This window comes from Collimonas sp. GW821-FHT07E08 (assembly GCF_059418905.1).
Map to the genome: position 1 here is coordinate 52710 of NZ_JBWKQR010000004.1, position 18914 is coordinate 71623.

General features: G+C 62.5%; 15 protein-coding genes. 10 read left to right on the forward strand and 5 right to left on the reverse strand.

The features are described 5' to 3' along the window. Positions 1–50: 50 nt before the first annotated feature. The gene (locus AC07RZ_RS06295; RefSeq protein WP_494667314.1) at positions 51–1208 is read right to left on the reverse strand and encodes an ABC transporter substrate-binding protein; all 1158 of its coding nucleotides are present in this window, start codon (positions 1206–1208) and stop codon (positions 51–53) included. A 366-nt stretch (positions 1209–1574) separates the two neighbouring features. Then, on the reverse strand, positions 1575–2969 hold the full coding sequence (argH, locus tag AC07RZ_RS06300; protein ID WP_494667315.1) for an argininosuccinate lyase: 1395 nt from the start codon (positions 2967–2969) through the stop codon (positions 1575–1577). Between the two features lie 187 nt (positions 2970–3156). Between argH and AC07RZ_RS06305 the strand changes: the two genes are divergently transcribed. Then, positions 3157–4263, forward strand: coding sequence for a sensor histidine kinase (locus AC07RZ_RS06305; RefSeq protein WP_494667316.1), 1107 nt, complete (start codon positions 3157–3159; stop codon positions 4261–4263). A gap of 21 nt (positions 4264–4284) precedes the next feature. Beyond that, positions 4285–5079, forward strand: coding sequence for a LytR/AlgR family response regulator transcription factor (locus AC07RZ_RS06310; protein WP_494667317.1), 795 nt, complete (start codon positions 4285–4287; stop codon positions 5077–5079). Between the two features lie 10 nt (positions 5080–5089). On the opposite strand, the gene AC07RZ_RS06315 is transcribed toward AC07RZ_RS06310, so the two are convergent. Both AC07RZ_RS06315 and AC07RZ_RS06320 read right to left on the reverse strand, forming a co-directional pair. After that, positions 5090–6064, reverse strand: coding sequence for a response regulator (locus tag AC07RZ_RS06315; RefSeq protein WP_494667318.1), 975 nt, complete (start codon positions 6062–6064; stop codon positions 5090–5092). A gap of 18 nt (positions 6065–6082) precedes the next feature. Next, positions 6083–9505 carry an ATP-binding protein gene (locus AC07RZ_RS06320; protein ID WP_494667319.1) on the reverse strand — a complete coding sequence of 1141 codons (3423 nt, stop codon included), beginning with the start codon at positions 9503–9505 and terminating at the stop codon, positions 6083–6085. 428 nt (positions 9506–9933) lie between these two features. Between AC07RZ_RS06320 and urtA the strand changes: the two genes are divergently transcribed. From urtA to AC07RZ_RS06360, 8 genes are all read left to right on the forward strand, one after another. After that, positions 9934–11187 (forward strand): urea ABC transporter substrate-binding protein, encoded by a 1254-nt coding sequence (gene urtA / locus AC07RZ_RS06325; RefSeq protein ID WP_092392827.1) that lies wholly within the window; start codon positions 9934–9936, stop codon positions 11185–11187. Positions 11188–11267: 80 nt separating this feature from the next. Beyond that, on the forward strand, positions 11268–12185 hold the full coding sequence (gene urtB / locus AC07RZ_RS06330) for an urea ABC transporter permease subunit UrtB (RefSeq protein WP_144738601.1): 918 nt from the start codon (positions 11268–11270) through the stop codon (positions 12183–12185). Positions 12186–12208: 23 nt separating this feature from the next. Beyond that, positions 12209–13414: an urea ABC transporter permease subunit UrtC gene (gene urtC / locus AC07RZ_RS06335; RefSeq protein ID WP_494667320.1), complete on the forward strand. Its 1206-nt coding sequence runs from the start codon at positions 12209–12211 to the stop codon at positions 13412–13414. Continuing rightward, complete coding sequence (gene urtD, locus AC07RZ_RS06340; RefSeq protein ID WP_061540912.1) at positions 13411–14178, forward strand: urea ABC transporter ATP-binding protein UrtD; 768 nt, start codon at positions 13411–13413, stop codon at positions 14176–14178. The genes urtC and urtD overlap by 4 nt, the downstream gene beginning before the upstream one ends. A gap of 16 nt (positions 14179–14194) precedes the next feature. Next, positions 14195–14884: an urea ABC transporter ATP-binding subunit UrtE gene (gene urtE / locus AC07RZ_RS06345; RefSeq protein ID WP_144738599.1), complete on the forward strand. Its 690-nt coding sequence runs from the start codon at positions 14195–14197 to the stop codon at positions 14882–14884. A gap of 41 nt (positions 14885–14925) precedes the next feature. After that, the gene (locus AC07RZ_RS06350) at positions 14926–15948 is read left to right on the forward strand and encodes an aliphatic amidase (RefSeq protein WP_144738598.1); all 1023 of its coding nucleotides are present in this window, start codon (positions 14926–14928) and stop codon (positions 15946–15948) included. Between the two features lie 35 nt (positions 15949–15983). Next, positions 15984–17162, forward strand: coding sequence for a formamidase (gene fmdA, locus AC07RZ_RS06355; RefSeq protein WP_342830339.1), 1179 nt, complete (start codon positions 15984–15986; stop codon positions 17160–17162). A 64-nt stretch (positions 17163–17226) separates the two neighbouring features. Next, positions 17227–17523 carry an FmdB family zinc ribbon protein gene (locus tag AC07RZ_RS06360; RefSeq protein ID WP_144738597.1) on the forward strand — a complete coding sequence of 99 codons (297 nt, stop codon included), beginning with the start codon at positions 17227–17229 and terminating at the stop codon, positions 17521–17523. 47 nt (positions 17524–17570) lie between these two features. Here the strand turns inward: AC07RZ_RS06360 and AC07RZ_RS06365 are convergent, their stop codons facing one another. Continuing rightward, the gene (locus tag AC07RZ_RS06365; protein WP_494667321.1) at positions 17571–18911 is read right to left on the reverse strand and encodes a DUF1501 domain-containing protein; all 1341 of its coding nucleotides are present in this window, start codon (positions 18909–18911) and stop codon (positions 17571–17573) included. Positions 18912–18914 lie beyond the last annotated feature (3 nt).

The window sequence follows — 18914 nt, forward strand, 5'->3', positions numbered from 1 at the left end:
GTGGGAATATTCGACTCTGACCCTAATTAATATGCGACGGCGGGTTTGGCTTATTTCAGCAAGATGAACTTGCCGCCCTTGGCGATGTTGACGATCGCTTCTTGCTGCGCGTCGTAGCCGACTTCCTTGCCGGTTACCGGCGGCGCTTTGCGGAAGGCGAATTTGCCGGTGGCGCCGTCGATGGTGACTGCCGGCAGGGCCTGCTGCAGGGCGATGCGGTCTTTGTCGAGCGCACCGCTGAGCTTGATATTCTTCAGGGCGGCGGCGACGATGTGCAGGGCGTCGTAGGCTTGCGCGGCGAACTGGTCGGGATCGCTGCCGAACTTGGCCTTGTAGGCGGCGATGAAAGCCTTGTTGGCCGGCGTCAGGTTTTCCGACGACCATGGGCTTCCCATGATGGTGTCGTCGCCGGCGCCCTTGGCGATGTCGAACAGCTTCGGCGAATTCAGGCCGTTGCCGCCGATGAACGGCTGCTTCATGCCGAGCGCGCGGGTTTGCAGGATGATGTTGGCGGCTTCTTCCGTCAGGCAGGAGCAGACGATGGCGTCCGGACTGGAGGCCTTGATCTTGGTCAGCTGCGCCTTGAAGTCGACGTCGCCCTTGGCATACGCCTCGGTAGTGGTGACCGGGATCTTCTGGTCGGCCAATGTGCCCTTGAAGACGTCGTAGCCGCTCTTGGTGAACGCGTCGTCGTTGCCGTAGATGATGGCGACCTTCTTGATGCCGAAATGCTTGACCGCGGCGCGTGTGGTGACTGGCAGCACGTCGGCTTCCATCACGGAGTTGCGGAAGGTGAACGGGCCCATGGCGGTGATGCCGTCGGCGGTGTTGCTGGTGCCGAAGGCGACCACCTTGGCGGCGTTGGCGATCGGGTCGGCGGCGAAAGCCGAGTTGGACAGGGTAGGGCCGAACACCAGCAGCGCCTTGTCCTTGAAGATCAGTTTCTTGAAGACGTTGATCGCTTCTTCTTTTTTGCCCTGCTCGTCTTCGATCACCAGCAGCAGCTTGTTGCCGTTGACGCCGCCGGCGGCGTTGACTTCATCGGCGGCCAGCGAAAAGCCGTTCTTGATGGCGACGCCGTACTTGGCGGCCGGGCCGGTCAGCGCCGCAGCCAGGCCGAGCTTGACGTCAGCGGCATGCGCCGCGCTGGCCAGGCCGGTGGCGAGCATCAGCAACGGCAGTGTTTTCAACATGGTTTTGAATTGCATTTCGATGTCCTCCAAGAGACCGTTTTTTTAGGCGGCGTCGCTCCATGGCAAGAGGTCGGCCAGCGTTTTTATTTTGGCGCGCACGCAGGCGCGCCAAAGGTGAACAAAGTATAAGGGATTTTCGGTCAGAAATTCCTGGCACGCATCGTGGGGTTTCAGCGTTTGCGAAACACTACGCCTACTACTCGCGAGCCAGGTAAAAAATGGGTGTTTTACGCGGGGATGCAGCGACTTTTGGTCGGTTTTGGAGAGATATTGCGTGGTTTTTGGCAATTATACCCGGCGCTGGAAATTCGTGCCGGCCGCACTCATGCCAAATCGGCATGACGGGAAAGCATTGCGCTTCCCGCCATGCCGGCTGCTGCATCAGCCCAACTGCTGGCGCAAATGCTGGATCGCCAGGCGCACCTGGCGCGGCGCGGTGCCGCCGATGTGGTCGCGTGCGGCGACTGAACCTTCCAGGGTCAACACCTGGAAAATGTCGTCGTCGATCAAAGGCGAGAACGCCCGCAGCTGCTCCAGCGACAGGTCGCTCAGGTCGCAAGCCTGGTCGACGCAGCTGCGCACCGCATGCGCCACGGCTTCGTGGGCGTCGCGGAAAGGCAGGCCTTTCTTGACCAGGTAGTCGGCCAGGTCGGTTGCGGTGGCGTAGCCTTGCAATGCAGCGGCGCGCATCGCTTCCGGCTTGACCGTGATGCCGCGCGCCATGTCGGCGAAGATGCGCAGGGTGTCGGTGAGCGTGTCGACGGTGTCGAACAGCGGTTCCTTGTCTTCCTGGTTATCCTTGTTGTAGGCCAGCGGCTGGCCTTTCATCAGGGTCAGCAGGGCGATCAGGTGGCCGTTGACGCGGCCGGTCTTGCCGCGCGCCAGTTCCGGCACGTCGGGGTTTTTCTTTTGCGGCATGATCGAGGAGCCGGTGCAGAAACGGTCGGCGATGTCGATGAAGCCGATGCGCGGGCTCATCCAGATCACCAGCTCTTCCGACATGCGCGAGACGTGTGTCATCACCAGCGCCGCGGCGGCGCAGAATTCGATGGCGAAGTCGCGGTCCGAGACGGCATCCAGCGAATTGCGGCAGACATCGTCGAAGCCGAGCGTTTTCGCCACGCGTTCGCGGTCGATCGGGAAGGTGGTGCCGGCCAGCGCGGCGGCGCCCAGCGGCAGGCGGTTGACGCGCTTGCGGCAATCGAGCATGCGCTCGGCGTCGCGCCCGAACATTTCGATGTAAGCCAGCACGTGGTGGCCGAAGGTGATCGGCTGCGCAACCTGCATGTGGGTGAAGCCAGGCAGGATGGTGTCGGCGTGCTGTTCCGCCAGGTCCAGCAAGGCCAGGCGCAGGTCGCGCAGCAAGCCGCTGATGTCGTCGATGGCGCCGCGCAGGTAGAGGCGGATGTCGGTCGCTACCTGGTCGTTGCGCGAACGGCCGGTGTGCAGGCGCTTGCCGGCGTCGCCGACCAGTTCGGTCAGGCGCTTTTCAATATTCAGGTGGACATCTTCCAGGTCCAGCAGCCATTCGAACTTGCCGGCGGCGATTTCACCCTGGATCTGGGCCATGCCCTTCTGGATCGCGGCGTAGTCGTCGGCGCTGATGATTTTTTGATATGCCAGCATCTCGGCATGGGCCAGCGAACCCTGGATGTCGACTTGCGCCAGGCGCTTGTCGAAAAATACCGAGGCGGTGTAGCGTTTGACCAGGTCGGAGACCGGTTCGGAGAAACGAGCCGACCAGGCTTCGCCTTTTTTGGAGAGTTGTGCTGTCATAATTGTATATTGAACCGTGCGTAGGGAATGGCAATGAATTATGCGATTATAAATCACTGCCCCCGGAAACCGGCTTTATGCTTGCAGCGCGATGCGTACCGGCCATGCCGCGCCGGGCGCCGGCAGCATCTCCGGGCCGCCCGGCAACAACCATTAAATTGCTCTTCAATTAACTAACTTCACCTTCATGGCATCTGACCAGATCGCAGACAGCACCCTAGCGCAACAGCCGAATGCGGTGCTGATTCCCGACGGCTGCAACCTGGGCGTCGTGTTTCGCACCCTGATCGCGGTCAACCTGGCGGTGATGGCAGCGCTGCTGCTGCACAGCGATGGCCTGATGGCGGCACTCAACAGCTTTGTCGAGTCGGCGATGCTGATCGAGCCGGCCTGTTTCCTGTCATTGGTCATATTGTGCGGTTTGCACCGGGTCGCCCACCGCTTGCCTTCGTTGGCCCAGCGCCTGGCCTGCGTGCTGGTGCCGGTGCTGGTGACTGTGGGAGTGATCCGGCTGCTGTCCGGTTTCGACTGGTTCTTCAGCGGCTTTTCCCATCTCAGCGCCAGCGGCGGCATGCCGCTTGCGGCATTGGTGGCGGCGCTGTTCGGCGGCGCCCTGCAGCACTATTTCGAACTGCGCGCCCGCGCTTTTTCCCCGGTGCTGGTGGAAGCCCGGCTGCAAGCCTTGCAGGCGCGGATCCGGCCGCATTTCCTGTTCAACAGCCTGAACGCCGTGCTGTCGCTGATCCGCAACGAGCCGCGCCGCGCCGAAGCTGCGCTGGAAGACCTGGCCGACCTGATCCGGGTGCTGATGCGCGACGGCCGCGCCATGACCACGCTGGAAAAGGAAATCCGCCTGTGCCGGCAATACCTGTCGATAGAAAAAATCCGCCTGGGCGAACGCCTGAAAGTGCAATGGGAGCGGACCGGCATCAGCGACGAGGTGATTTTCCGGGCGCAGATCCCGACCTTGCTGCTGCAGCCCCTGATAGAAAACGCGGTCCACTACGGTGTCGAGCCGAGCACCGAGCCGGCCCTGATCCGGATCCAGCTGAGCCATACGCTGGAACGGATTGAAATCGTCATCACCAATCCTTACAATCCGTACAGCGGCAAGGGCGTGGCCGCGCTGCCGGAAGGTAACCAGATGGCGCTGGAGAATATCCGCGAACGGCTGGCGCTGCTGTACGATGTCGAAGGACAATTGACGACCGCCACCAGCCTCGGCCAGTTTGAAGTGCGCGCCAGTTTTCCGTATGTCAAGGCGGCCTTGGCCAAGCCGCAGGGAAGCAGATAAAAACCTACAACATCTTATTTCATGATCCCTCGTATCTATATCGTTGACGATGAAGCGCCGGCGCGCGCCAGGCTGAGCACGCTGCTGTCCGACATCGTGGCCGAATGCCCGCATTACCTGGTGGGCGAAGCCGGCCATGCGCAGGCGGCGCTGGAAGGCATCCGGGCCACGGCGCCGGACCTGGTCTTGCTGGATGTGCAGATGCCGGGCATGAGCGGCCTGCAGCTGGCCGAGCAGCTGTTGCACAACACCGGCGCGGCCGAACCGCCCTTGATCATTTTCGTGACTGCCTATGACGACTATGCGCTGAGCGCATTCGACGTCCAGGCTTTCGACTACCTGGTCAAGCCGGTGCGCGCCACGCGGCTGGCGCAAGCCATCGCCCGCGCCAGCCGCGTGCGGCAGCATGCACAAGCGGCTTCGGCGGCCGGGCCGGTTACTGCCACCGGCTTGCCGCGCCAGCATTTCGCGGTGCAGGAGCGCGGCCGCATGTCGCTGGTGCCGATGGCCGAGGTGCTGTACCTGAAGGCGGAACTGAAATACGTGACGTTGCGCACCAAAACCAAAGAATATTTGATCGAAGATTCGCTGGTCTCGATCGAGGAAGAACTGGCGCTCCACTTCGTGCGCGTGCACCGCAATGCGCTGGTGGCGCGCAACGCCATCAGCGGCGTCGAACGCGTCATGCAGGCAGCGGACGGCGACGGCGATGGCGACAAGCCGCAGGAAATCTGGCAAGTCATCCTGCGCGACATCGATCACCGCCTGCCGATTTCACGGCGCCAGCTGGCAGAGATCAAAGCGCTGGTGCGCTAAGCCGCCGGCTCTACTGCAAGGTATGGCCGGGATCGTATAACCGGCTGATCGCCAGCGCCGCCGCAGCGGCGCGCGTCTCCACTCCCAGCTTGATATAGATGTGCTCCAGGTGCTTGTTGACCGTGCGCGGACTCATGCCGAGGATATCGGCGATGTCGCGGTTGGTCTTGCCTTTCGAGACCCAGGCCAGGACGTCGGTTTCGCGCGGCGTCAGGCGATAGGCTTCGAGCTGGGCCGGATTCGGCAGCGACAGGGATTTTTCCTCCAGCAGCAAGGTCAGTTCGGCGCTCTGGGCGTTTTTGGAAAGATGGATGGTCAGCTCGCCGTCGTCGCCGTTCACCACCAGCGGCTGCAGCGGCTGCTGCGTCTGCCGCAGCAGCACCAGGTTTTCATTCAGCCAGAACTGCAGCTGCGGCGGCAGCTTGCGCTGTTCGCTGCGCGGGAAATATTTTTCCAGCCAGAACGAAGCCTTGCCGGTTTGCCACAAGGGCGCGCCGTCGGTGCCGAGCACGATCACCGCATGGGCGGCGGCGTCGATCACGTCCCTGGCTTGCGACATCATGCGCGCCGTCTTGATATGGGCGGCGACGCGGGCGACGATTTCCAGCGGCTGGATCGGCTTGGTGACGTAGTCTATGCCGCCCACCTGGAAGCCGCGCACCACATGTTCGGTTTCGGTGAGGCCGGTCATGAACACCACCGGCACATGGGCGGCGCTGGCCAGCAGCTTGATGCGGCGGCAGGTTTCAAAACCGTCCAGCCCCGGCATGACCGCATCCAGCAGGATCAGGTCGGGCGTGATGTAGCTCAGCCGCTGGATGGCGCTGGCGCCGTCGGTCGCCACCAGCACGATATGGCCGCTTTCGTCCAGCGCATCCGACAGCAGCGCCAGGTTGTCCGGCATGTCGTCGACGATCAGCACCACCGGGCGGCTGGCCAGCGGCCTTGGCGGCGGATCGGCTGAGAGGGTGAGGTGATCGTCCAAGGTATTCCTCGTTATTCGCTATGCGCTGTCGATGCGCTGCGCAGGCTGCTCGCCGGCGTGATGCAGCAGCGCCTGCAGGCGTGCGCTGTAGTCGTTCAGGCGAAAGCGCTTCACCAGTTCGCGCAGTTCGCCGGTAAACGGCAGGTAGAGCTGGTCCTGCTGTTCTATTTCATCGAGCTTGGCACCGATGCCCTTGATATAGCCGATAGCGCCCAGTTCCAGCAGCGCCTGCAGTTTTTCGCGGGACGGGATCACCATGACGGCGCTGCACGCCGCACTGTCGCTTGCCGCCTGCGGCGCCGGATCGGAAATCCAGTCGACTTTCAGGTGCAGCCGGATTTTCGACAGCAGGTCGTTGAAAGACACCGGCTTGACCACGAAATCGTTATAGCTGAGCGGATCGATCTGTTGCGGCGTGCTCTCGAAGGCATTGGCGGAGACGATGATGATCGGCAGGCTGGCATGGCCCTGGGCCCGTATCGCGCGGCACACGGCGCCGCCGTCCATGGCCGGCATGGCGATGTCGAGCAGCACCAGGTCCGGCATGGCGCGGGCGATTTCCGCCAGGCAGGCGGCGCCGCTGGCCACCTCGCTGATGTCGAATCCCAACGGCGCCAGCATGGCGCTCAGCACGGCGCGCTGCGAGGCCTGGTCGTCCACTACCAGTATCCGCTTCCTGGGCCCGAGATAACCCGACATCTGGTCTTCCAGCTTGATGCGGCGGCGCGGCGCGCGCACCTCCGACAGGTAGATCTTCAGCTGGAAAGTGCTGCCCATGCCGATATTGCTGCTGACCGACAGCGCGCCACCCATGATGTGGGTCAGCATGCTGCTGATGGCCAGGCCGAGCCCGGTGCCGATGTCTTCGCGCAGGTTGGCGGCGTTGCTGCGTTCGAATGGCAGGAACACGCGCGCGATGTCTTCCGCGGCGATGCCGATGCCGCTGTCCTCGACTTCGAAATAAGTGATCTCGCGCGCGTGCCGGACCCGCAGCGTGACATGGCCGGTATCGGTGAACTTGACTGCGTTGCCGAGCAGGTTGATGAGTATCTGGCGCAGCCGTTTCTGGTCGACCTGGACCACTTCGGGAATCCGGCCCAGCTTTTCAAAGCGGAACGCCAGGCCCTTTTGCTCGGCCTGCGGCGCGAACATCTGCACGATCTGGTCGAGGAACTCGTGCAGCGGCAGTTCGTCCGCCGCCAGACGCATCTTGCCGGCCTCGATCTTGGCGATATCCAGCAAGCCGTCGATCAGGCTCAGCAGGTGCTCGCCGCTGCGGCGGATGACGCCGATGGCGTCCCTGCGGCCTTGCGGTATGGCGTGGTCGACCTGCAGGATCTGGGCGTAGCCGAGGATGCTGTTGAGCGGCGTGCGCAATTCGTGGCTCATGCCGGTGACGAAGCGGCTCTTGGCCAGGTTGGCGGCCTCTGCCGCTTCCTTGGCGCGCTGCAAGGCGGCGTCGGTCTGGTTATGGGCGTCGATTTCCTGCAGCAGCAGGTTGGTCTGCCGCTCCGATTCTTCATGGGCGACGCTGCGGCTCTCGCTGGTCAGCACCAGCCACCAGGAGCCGACGCCGATGAACACCAGCAGCGACGCAAACAGCTTGATGAAAATGCCCGCCATCGAATCGGGGCCGCTGCCGGAAAGGCCGGACATGCCGGCCAGCTGCTGGTAATACAGCAGCCACAGCACCACCGCCAGGCCGCCCGAGACCAGGCCGAACACGATCAGGTAGTGGCCGATGCGGGTGTTGAGCTTGAGCGTGAAACGCTCCGGCAGGAAACCGCGCAGGGTGTTGAAGATCTGGTCCGGCATGCGCGAGGATTCCTTGCAGCGGTCGTTGCAGCGGGCATCCAGCGAACAGCACAAGGAACAGATGGCGCCTTGGTAAGCCGGGCAATGCGCCATGTCGGGCGTCTCGAAATGGTTGCCGCAGATGACGCATTCCAGCTGGCCGCGGTGGCTGTCGGCCAGCTGGTCGTGGCGGGCGATATAGTATTTTCCCTTGGTCGCATAGGCGATCACCGGCGCGGTCAGCAGCGCGCTGCCGAGGGCGATGAAGGGCGCCAGCGCGCGCGCCACGCTGCCGAACATGCCGGACAAGGCGAGCGCCGACAGCGCCGAGGCGATCAGCATGGCGCCGACCCCGACCGGATTGATGTCGTACAGGTGGGCGCGCTTGAATTCGATATGCGGCGGGCTCAGGCCGAGCGGCTTGTTGATGACCAGGTCCGAGACCACTGCGCCGATCCAGGAAATCGCCACCAGCGCGTACAGGGCCAGCACATGTTCGAGCGCGTTGAAGACGCCGATCTCCATCAGCAGCAAGGCGATCAGTACATTGAACACCAGCCACACCACGCGGCCCGGATGGCTGTGGGTCAGGCGCGCAAAGAAATTCGACCAGGCCAGCGAACCGGCATAGGCGTTGGTGACGTTGATCTTGATCTGCGACACCACCACCAGCAAGGTGACTGCCGCCAGCACCCAGGCCGGATCGGAAAACACATAACGGTAAGCGACCAGGTACATCTGGGTCGGCTCGACCGCCTTGCCGATCGGCACCTCGTGCTGGATCGCCAGGAACGCCAGCAGTGCGCCGCCCAGCATTTTTGCCGCGCCCAGCAAGATCCAGCCCGGCCCGGCCAGCAGCAGCGCGCTCCACCAGCGGTAGCGGTTGGCGGCGGTTTTTTCAGGCAGGAAGCGCAGGAAATCGACTTGCTCGCCGATCTGCGCAATCAATGAAAAGGCGACCGTGGCGGCCGAGCCGAACAGCACCAGGTCGAAGCTGTTGCCGTTTTCGGCGCGGCCGGCGAACGTCATCAGGCTGGCTAGCGCATCGGGTTCCTTGTGCAGCACGCAGACATACGGCAGCACCAGCAGCACCAGCCACAGCGGCTGGGTCCACATCTGCAGGCGGTTGATCAGCGTGATGCCGTAGGTCACCAGCGGGATGACCACCAGGGCGCAGATGATATAGCCGAGCGCCAGCGGCAAGCCGAAATAAAGCTCGATCGCTTGCGCCATGATCGACGCTTCTACCGCAAAAAAGATGAAGGTGAAGGTGGCGTAGATCAGCGAAGTGATGGTCGAGCCGATATAGCCGAAGCCGGCGCCGCGCGTCAGCAGGTCCATGTCGACGCCGTATTTGGCGGCATAGTAGCTGATCGGCAGGCCGGTCAGGAAGAACAGGATGCTGACGCAGACAATTGCCCAGAATGCATTGGTGAAGCCGTAGCTGAGCGTGATCGTGCCGCTGATGGCTTCCAGCGCCAGGAACGAGATGGCGCCGAGCGCGGTGTTGGCCAGGCGGAATTCCGACCATTTGCGGAACGAGCGCGGCGTAAAGCGCAGGGCGTAGTCTTCCAGCGTCTCGTTGCCGACCCAGGTGTTGTAGTCGCGGCGGACCTTGACGATGCGTTGGGTGGCGGTGATTTTCACGTTAGACGGGCGACCTTGGGCGTGGAGGATAAAACAGCGGGCAATTCAGCTTAAGCAATTTTCGAACCAATCCGGGCTGTGTTGGATACGTCATTTGACGTATATAAAAAATTCCAAAGGGCAACTTTGTGCCAAAGCAGGGCGCGCCAGGTTGCCGATCCGACATCGGCGCCGCGCCGCGCATGGCCGCTGCTCCGGCCGGCGCACCAAGCTGATGCGCCGGCGCTGCAAGGCCGTGCGCGCCGCCGCCCGGTCGCCTGCCGCAGGGCTTACGTCAAACGACGTATTGCTGCACCGCACCGCGAATCCTAATCTGCTTCCCGGAGCGCACAGATCCAGACGCCGGTTTTACCGGGCTGCGAGGTCCTGGACGTTGACCTTATCCCTCGTTTTCGTTCGTCACATAACCGCCCCGAAAGGAGTACTGCATGTCGCATCGTTCTGTATCCGATAAGCCATCGTTCCAGCGCCGCAAGGTGCTGCTGGGCCTGGCCGCCAGCGCCGCGCTGGCTTTGCCGGCCATGGGTTTCGCCCAGTCGCCGGCCACCGCGAAAATCAATACCACCAAGCTGGCCGTCACCGATACCGAAGTCACCGTCGGCCAGCTGCACTCGGCCACCGGCACCATGGCGATCAGCGAAACCGGTTCGATCCAGGCCGAGCGGCTGGCGATCGACCAGATCAATTCGATGGGCGGCATCCTCGGACGCAAGATCAAGATCATCCAGGAAGACGGCGCCAGCGATTGGCCGACGTTTGCCGAAAAAGCCAGGAAACTGCTGGAGAGCGATCACGTCGCCGCGGTGTTCGGCTGCTGGACCTCGGCTTCGCGCAAGGCGGTGCTGCCGGTGTTCGAGAAAGATAACGGCTTGCTGTATTACCCGACCTTCTATGAAGGCCTGGAGCAGTCCAAGAACGTTTTCTACACCGGCCAGGAAGCCACCCAGCAAGTGCTGGCCGGACTCAACTGGGTCGCCAAGGAAAAGAAAGCCAAGACCTTTTTCCTGGTCGGTTCCGATTACATCTGGCCGCGCACCTCCAACAAGATCGCCCGCAAGCACATCGAGAATGTCTTGAAAGGTTCGGTGGTCGGCGAAGAGTACTACCCGCTCGGCAATACCCAGTTCGGCTCCCTGATCAACAAGATCAAGCTGAAAAAGCCGGACGTGATTTTCGCCGATGTGGTGGGCGGCAGCAATGTCGCTTTCTATAAGCAGCTCAAGGCCGCCGGCGTCACCGCCAAGACCCAGAACCTGCTGACGATCTCGGTGACGGAAGATGAAATGCTGGGCATCGGCGGCGAGAACGTTGAAGGCTTCTATTCGTCGATGAAATATTTCCAGAGCCTGGACAATCCGAACAACAAGAAATTCGTGGCCGAATTCAAGGCCAAGTTCGGCCCCAATGCGGTCATCGGCGACGTTACCCAGGCAGCTTACCTGGGGCCATGGCTGTGGAAGGCCGCAGTCGAGAAGGCAGGCAGTTTCGATGTCGACAAGGTGGTAGCGGCATCGCCTGGGTTTGAATTGAAGAGCGCGCCGGAAGGTTACGTCAAGGTCCACGCCAATCATCACTTGTGGAGCAAGACCCGCATCGGCGAAGCGCAGAAAGACGGCCAGTTCAAGGTGATCTATGAATCCGACCTGATCGAACCGAATCCTTTCCCCAAGGGTTACCAGTAAGTTTTTCAGCCACGGTCCGGCAGCCCCTGTGCCGGACCGTTCAGCCCAGCAAACCAGCTGCAACATTGCAAGGAGCCACCGTGCCTTCACTCTCCGAATTCGGCGCCATTTTCGCCATGCAGGGCTTCAACGGCCTGTCGGTCTTCTGCGTCCTGCTGCTGATGGCGCTGGGCCTGGCCATCATCTTCGGCCAGATGGGCGTGATCAACATGGCGCATGGCGAGTTCCTCACCATCGGCGCCTACATTACCTACCTGCTGTCCAAGCTGACCACGCTGTATGCGCCCAGCCTGCAGCCTTATTATTTCTTTGCCGCGATCGCGCTGTCTTTCGTGACGGCCTACATCGTCGGCTATATCACCGAGTGGCTGATGATCAGCCGCCTCTACAAGCGGCCGCTGGATACCTTGCTGGCCACCTGGGGCCTGAGCCTGGCCATGCAGCAGACATTCCGCTCGATCTTCGGCGCCAAGGAAGTCAGCGCCACCTTGCCGGACTGGCTGATGGGTTCGTTCAAGCCTACCGACAGCATCGACATTCCCATCAACGGCCTGTTCATGATGGGGCTGACGGCGGTGCTGACCGGCGTCATTTTCCTGCTGCTGTTCCGCTCGCGCTGGGGCTTGCAGGTGCGCGCCACCATGCAGAACCGCCTGATGAGCGGTGCGGTCGGCATCAATACCCGCAAGGTCGACCGCAGCACCTTTGCACTCGGCTGCGGCGTTGCCGGCATCGCCGGGGCGGCGTTCACCACCATCGGCTCCACCGGACCGACCAGCGGCTCGCTGTATATCGTCGATACCTTCCTGGTGGTGGTGTTCGGCGGCGCGCAAAGCTTGCTGGGCACCATCGCCTCGGCGTTCTCCATCGCCCAGACCCAGTCCACGGCGGAATTCTTCCTGACCGGATCGATGGCCAAGGTGCTGACGCTGTCGGCGGTGATCCTGATTTTGCTGATGCGGCCGCAAGGCTTGTTTGCCGCAAAGATCCGTAAATAACCGCTGCCATCGAAAGGCGCTTCATGAATGCTGCATACGAAAAAATCCTGGGCGGAAAGTCTGGCCTGCTCGGCCTGCTGATCCTGGCCGGCCTGCTGCTGGTGGTGTTTCCGCTGGCTTTCGATATCTTCCGCCTGAACCTGGTCGGCAAATACCTGGCATACGCCTTTGTCGCCGTCGGCCTGGTGCTGTGCTGGGGTTACGGCGGCATCCTCAGCCTCGGGCAAGGCGTGTTCTTCGGCCTGGGCGGTTATTGCATGGCGATGTTCCTCAAGCTGGAGGCATCCGATCCGGTCAGCACCAAGATCCAGTCGACCCCCGGCATTCCCGATTTCATGGACTGGAACCAGATCACCGAATTGCCGCTGCTGTGGCAGCCGTTCCATTCTTTCGGATTTACCCTGCTGGCGGTGCTGCTGGTGCCGACCGTGCTGGCGCTGGTGATCGGCGCGGCGATGTTCAAGCGGCGCGTCGGCGACGTGTATTTTTCCATCGTCACCCAGGCGATTGCCGCCATCCTGTCGATCCTGATCATCGGCCAGCAAGGGCTGACCGGCGGCGTCAACGGCATCACCGACCTGAAAACCCTGATGGGCTGGGACATCCGCACCGATTCGGCCAAACTGGTCCTGTATTTCGTCAACGCCGGCCTGCTGATCGGCTGCATCCTGGCCGGGCGCTTCATCCTCGGCTCGAAACTGGGACGCTTGCTGGTGGCGATGCGCGACAAGGAGGAGCGGGTGCGTTTCTCCGGCTACGACGTCGCCAGCTTCAAGGTCTTCGTGTTCTGCGTCGCCGCCGTGTTTTCGGCGATCGGCGGCGCCATGTTCACCTTGCAGGTCGGCTTCATGTCGCCGTCGTTCGTCGGCATCGTGCCCTCCATCGAAATGGTGATCTATGCCGCGGTCGGCGGCCGCATGTCCCTGCTGGGCGCGGTGTACGGCACCTTGCTGGTGAATTTCGGCAAGACCTATTTTTCCGAATCGTTTCCTGAACTCTGGCTGTTCCTGATGGGCGGCCTGTTCATCGCGGTGGTCATGTATTTCCCGAACGGCCTGGCCGGCCTGTACCAGAGCCACGGCAAGCTGTTGCTGTCGAAACTGGCCGGGCGCAAGCGCGGCCCGGTGCGCAACGCTGCGCCGCCGGCCGGCGCCAAACCGCCTGCGACAGTGGCGGCGGCCGAGACGAATATCGAACTGCCGCACGGCAGCCTGGAGGCATCGAAATGAGCGGCAATCCTATCGGTTTCGAATCGAGCGACCGGCCAGTGCTGGCGATCGAAGACCTGACTGTGTCTTTCGATGGCTTCAAGGCGGTGGACGGCTTGAATTTCTACGTCGAACGCAATGAAGTGCGGGTGGTGATCGGCCCCAACGGCGCCGGCAAGACCACGGTGCTAGACCTGATTTGCGGCAAGACCCAGGCCACCGCCGGCAGCATCCAGTTCAAGAACCGCGAGCTGACCAAGATGCGCGAGCACGAAATTGTCCAGGCCGGGGTCGGCCGCAAGTTCCAGACGCCGTCCATCTACGAAAACCTGAGCGTGTTCGAGAACCTGGAAATGTCGTTTCCGCGCGGCCGCAAGGTGTTCGGCGCGCTGGTGTTCAAGCGCACGGCGGAAGTGGTGGAGCGGGTCGAAGCGGTGGCCAGGGAAATTTTCCTCGATGCGCAGCTGTACCAGCAAGCCGACCTGCTGTCGCACGGCCAGAAGCAGTGGCTGGAGATCGGCATGCTGCTGATGCAGGAGCCGGAGCTGCTGATGCTGGACGAGCCGGTGGCCGGCATGAGCGTTTCCGAACGCGAGAAAACCGCCGAGCTGCTGGGACGCATCAGCAAGGGCCGTTCGGTGCTGGTGATCGAGCATGACATGGAGTTTGTCAAAAGCATCGCCCACAAGGTCACCGTGCTGCACCAGGGAAAGATACTGGCCGAAGGCAGCATGGAATCGGTGCAAGCCAATCCCAAGGTGATCGAAGTCTACCTGGGTCATTAATCCATTCGGAGCGCTTATGTTCAATGTTTCGCATCTTGCCTCGGGCTATGGCCAGAGCCAGGTCATCCACGATGTCAGCCTGGCCGTCGGCAAACAGGAAATCGTCGCCGTCATGGGCCGCAACGGCATGGGCAAAACCACCTTGTTCAAGACCTTGATGGGAATACTGCCGCTGCGCGAGGGCAGCATCCAGATCGACGGCCAGGAGCTGGGCCATCTCGAAAGCTACCAGCGGGTCGCCAGCGGCGTTGCCTATGTGCCGCAGGGAAGGATGATCTTCCCCGGCATGACCGTGCTGGAAAACATCCAGACCGGCTTGCCAGCCGGCGCGCTCGGCAAGGTGCCGGACGAGCTGTACGCCTTGTTTCCGGTGCTGCACGAAATGCGCGGCCGCAAGGGCGGCAACCTGTCCGGCGGCCAGCAGCAGCAGCTGGCGATTGCGCGCGCGCTGGCCACCAACCCCAAGGTGCTGCTGCTGGACGAGCCGACCGAAGGCATCCAGCCGTCGATCATCAAGGACATCGCGCGCAGCCTGAAAGAGATCCGCAAGATCCGGCAGCTGACCATCATCGTCTCGGAACAGGTGCTCAGCTTTACGCTGGAAATCGCCGACCGTTTCCTGGTGATCGACAAGGGCCGTTTCGTCTACGAAGACACCAGCGACAAGGTCGACGCCGCAACCATCAGCCGTTACCTGTCCGTATAGCGGGCAGCTTATTCGATTCAGCCAGACTACAGGAGCGATACATGAGGCACGGAGATATTTCCAGCAGCAAGGATGCAGTCGGGGTTGCGGTCGTCAACTACAAGATGCCACGCCTGCACAACAAGGCGGAAGTGATGGCCAACGTCCGCAACATCGCGGCGATGGTGGTGGGGATGAAGCAGGGCTTGCCGGGACTGGACCTGGTGGTTTTCCCGGAGTATTCGACCCACGGCATCATGTACGACCGCGAAGAGATGTTCGATACCGCCGCCGCCATCCCCGGCGAAGAAACCGCGGTTTTCGCCGAGGCCTGCCGCCAGGCCAATGTCTGGGGCGTGTTCTCGCTGACCGGCGAGCGGCACGAAGAACATCCGCACAAGGTGCCTTACAACACGTTGATCCTGATGAACAACCAAGGCGAGATCGTCCAGAAATACCGCAAGATCATGCCGTGGACGCCGATCGAAGGCTGGTATCCGGGCGATGCTACCTATGTCTCGGACGGCCCGAAAGGCTTGAAGATCAGCCTGATCATCTGCGACGACGGCAACTACCCGGAAATCTGGCGCGACTGCGCGATGAAAGGCGCCGAGCTGATCGTGCGCTGCCAGGGCTACATGTACCCGGCCAAGGAGCAGCAGGTGCTGGTATCGAAGGCGATGGCGTGGATGAACAACGTCTATGTGGCGGTGGCCAACGCCAGCGGCTTCGACGGCGTGTATTCCTATTTCGGCCACTCGGCCATCGTCGGTTTCGACGGCCGCACCCTGGGCGAATGCGGAACCGAGGAAATGGGCATCCAGTATGCCGAGCTGTCGCTCGGCATGATCCGCGACGCGCGCCGCAACTGGCAATCGCAGAACCATCTCTACAAGCTGCTGCACCGCGGGTATACCGGCAAGATCAATTCCGGCGAAAGTGCCGCCGGCGTGGCCGACTGCCCCTTCGATTTTTACAAGACCTGGGTCAACGATCCGCAGCAGGCGCGGCGCCAGGTAGAAGCGCTGACGCGCAGCACGGCCGGCGCCCCGGAATGTCCGATGCCCGGCATTCCTTCTGAATGAACCACCCTGATTGAGCCACCCAAGAGGAGAGTCGCATGCAACATTTCAAGATCAAACCCGGTGTGCCGCTGGCGCAGCAAGCCGAGCTGGGACATAACCGCTGGCATCCGGACCTGCCGTTCCTGTCGTCGGTCAAGCCGGGCGAGGCGATCCTGATCGAATCGCTGGATTTCCTGGATGCGCAAATCCAGGACAACGATGACGTTTCCGATGTCAGGAACGTCGACCTGACCCGCGCCCATCCGCTGACCGGGCCGTTCCATGTGGAAGGCGCGGAACCGGGCGACCTGCTGGTGATCGACCTGCTCGACATCAAGCCGGTGACGCCGGTCGGTTTTTCCGGCGTGTTTTCGAAGGAGAACGGCGGCGGTTTCCTGGCCGATACGTTTCCCGATGCCGACAAGGCGATCTGGGACTTGAAAGGCTTGTACGCTACCTCGCGCCATATTCCCGGCGTGCGCATCGCCGGCCTGACCCATCCGGGCCTGATGGGTTGCCTGCCGTCGCACGACTTGCTGGCGGAGTGGAACCGGCGCGAGGCGCCGCTGGCGGCCAAAGGACTGGCCAAGCCGCCCGATCCGAGCACGGCGGTGCTGCGCGGCCTGAGCGGGGCCAAGTTCGACAGCATGGCGAAGGAAGCGGCGCGCACCGTGCCGCCGCGCGAACACGGCGGCAACACCGATATCAAGGACCTGTCCGCTGGCACCCGGATTTTTTTCCCGGTGTATGTGAAGGGCGCCGGCTTTTCCATGGGCGACCTGCATTTTTCCCAGGGCGACGGCGAAATCGGCTTTTGCGGCGCCATCGAAATGGACGGCGTCAGCCACGTCGGTTTCGACCTGATCAAGGGCGGCATGGCGAAATACAACATCAGTTCGCCGATCTTCATGCCCAGCATCGTCAAGCCGCATTACGAGCAATGGCTGACCTTTGAAGGCATCAGCGTCGAGAACGGCGTCAACTATTACCTGGACGCTACCGTGGCTTACCGCCAGGCCTGCCTGAAAGCCATCGATTACCTGACCCACTTCGGCTATACCGGCAGCCAGGCCTACATGCTGCTGACCGCGGCGCCGGTGGAAGGGCGCATCGGCGGCATTGTCGATATTCCGAACTGCGCGTGCACGGTGTCCTTGCCGACCTCGATTTTCGACCAGGACATCACGCCCAAGGGGATGCTGAACGATAACGCGCACTGGGGCAGGAAACCTTAGTTCCGGCGGCGGCAGGGCCTGGCCCTGCCTGGTGCCCCGTCCAATTCAAGCAAAGGATAAAACGATGCCGCTGTACGACATCCGCTGCAGCCATTGCGATGGCATTTTTGAAAAGCTGTTGCCGCTGCAAGCACTGGAAAAACCGTTGGCCTGTCCCTACTGCGCCGAGGCGACCCTTGCCGTTCCTTTATTTACCGGCGGCCACGTCAAGCTGCGCGTGGCGGAACGCTGGCAGGCGCGCAATGGCGCCGAACAGCTGGCCGGCCGCGGCGCCGCCGGTCCCGGCACGCAAGCGCGCGCCGGCAGGAGCAGCGTGCTGCACAATTGCAAAGGACATAGCTGCAGTATCTGCGATACCTGAGCTAGGGCCTGTTCGCACTCCCAAATCAAGTGTGAACAGGCCCTAGGTTACACCAGCAGGTTCAGGGCATGCGGATTGCCGGCGCCATATTGCGGAAACAGTTTCTGCATGGCCGGGTCGCCGATCCGCATGTGTTTTTCCGCCAGCGTCGCCAGCACCGAGCGGAAATCGGTGGTGATGGCCAGGTCGCGCCCTTCGTTGAGCGACTTGTCGTCGATGCCCGGCCATGCGCCGTGGATGGTGCGGCCGCGGACGTTGCCGCCCAGCAGCCACATGACGTTGCCGTGGCCGTGGTCGGTGCCGCCGTTGCCGTTTTCGCGGAAGGTGCGGCCGAATTCCGACATCACCACAATCACCGTATCGTTGAACGCCGGTCCCAGCTCGCGCGCCAGCGTGGTCAAGCCGTCGGCCAGCGGCCGCAGGCGGTTGGCCAGCTGGCCGTTGCCGTTGCCCTGGTTGGTATGGGTGTCCCAGCCGCCGACGGCGACGAAACCGAGCCGGATGTCGGGATTGCTGCGCATCAGCCGTCCCAGGCGAGCGGTGTCGATCGACAGGCCGTTCGGCAAGGGTGCGCCGTTGTTCGCCATCTTTTGTTCGGAGCTGCTGGCGTCGGCCATCAGTTCCTTGCGCGCCGAAATGCCGTCGCGGTAGCTTTTGCCAAGCACGGCGTCTTGCGCATAAAGCTCGGCGTACGCCTGGCTGACATCGGCGCGGTCGATCAGGGTCGGCCGGGTAGCGTCGCGCCCGGTCGGCATGTTGGCGACTACCGCGCGTCCGGTCAGGATGCGCGGCACCGATTCACCCAGCGTCAGGGCTTGCATAGGCGACGACGATGCGGGCATCACGCCCAGCATGCGGTTCATCCAGCCGTCGCGGGTGTTGTGCTGGCCCGGCGTGCCGGTCTCCATGTAATCCTGTGCTTCGAAATGCGAGCGCGACATGTCCGGCGAACCTGAGGCGTGCACGAACGCCAGCCGGCCATCGTCCCAGTACGGCTGCAGCGCTTGCAGCGCCGGGTGCAGGCCGAAGTAGCCGGTCAGGTCGATCGCGCCGTTCTGGGTACCGGGGCGCGATACCGCTATGCCTGGCCGCGCCTTGTAGTAATTGTGGTCGCCATGCGGCACCACGACATTCAAGCCGTCCACGGCGCCGCGCAGGAATACCACGATCATGCGCGGCGTGCCGTCGCCTGCGGCATGCGGACGCTGCAAGGGATTGCCGTACGACAGCGGGCTGTCCACCATGGCGACCGGGGCTGCCGGGACAGGTTTTGCCTTGGCCTGCGGCTTGCTGGCAGGCGCCACCACGCAGCCGGACAGGCCGACCGGGATCAGGATGGCGCCGCCGGCGGTCAAGCCCAGCTGGCGGATGAAATCACGACGCTTCATGGC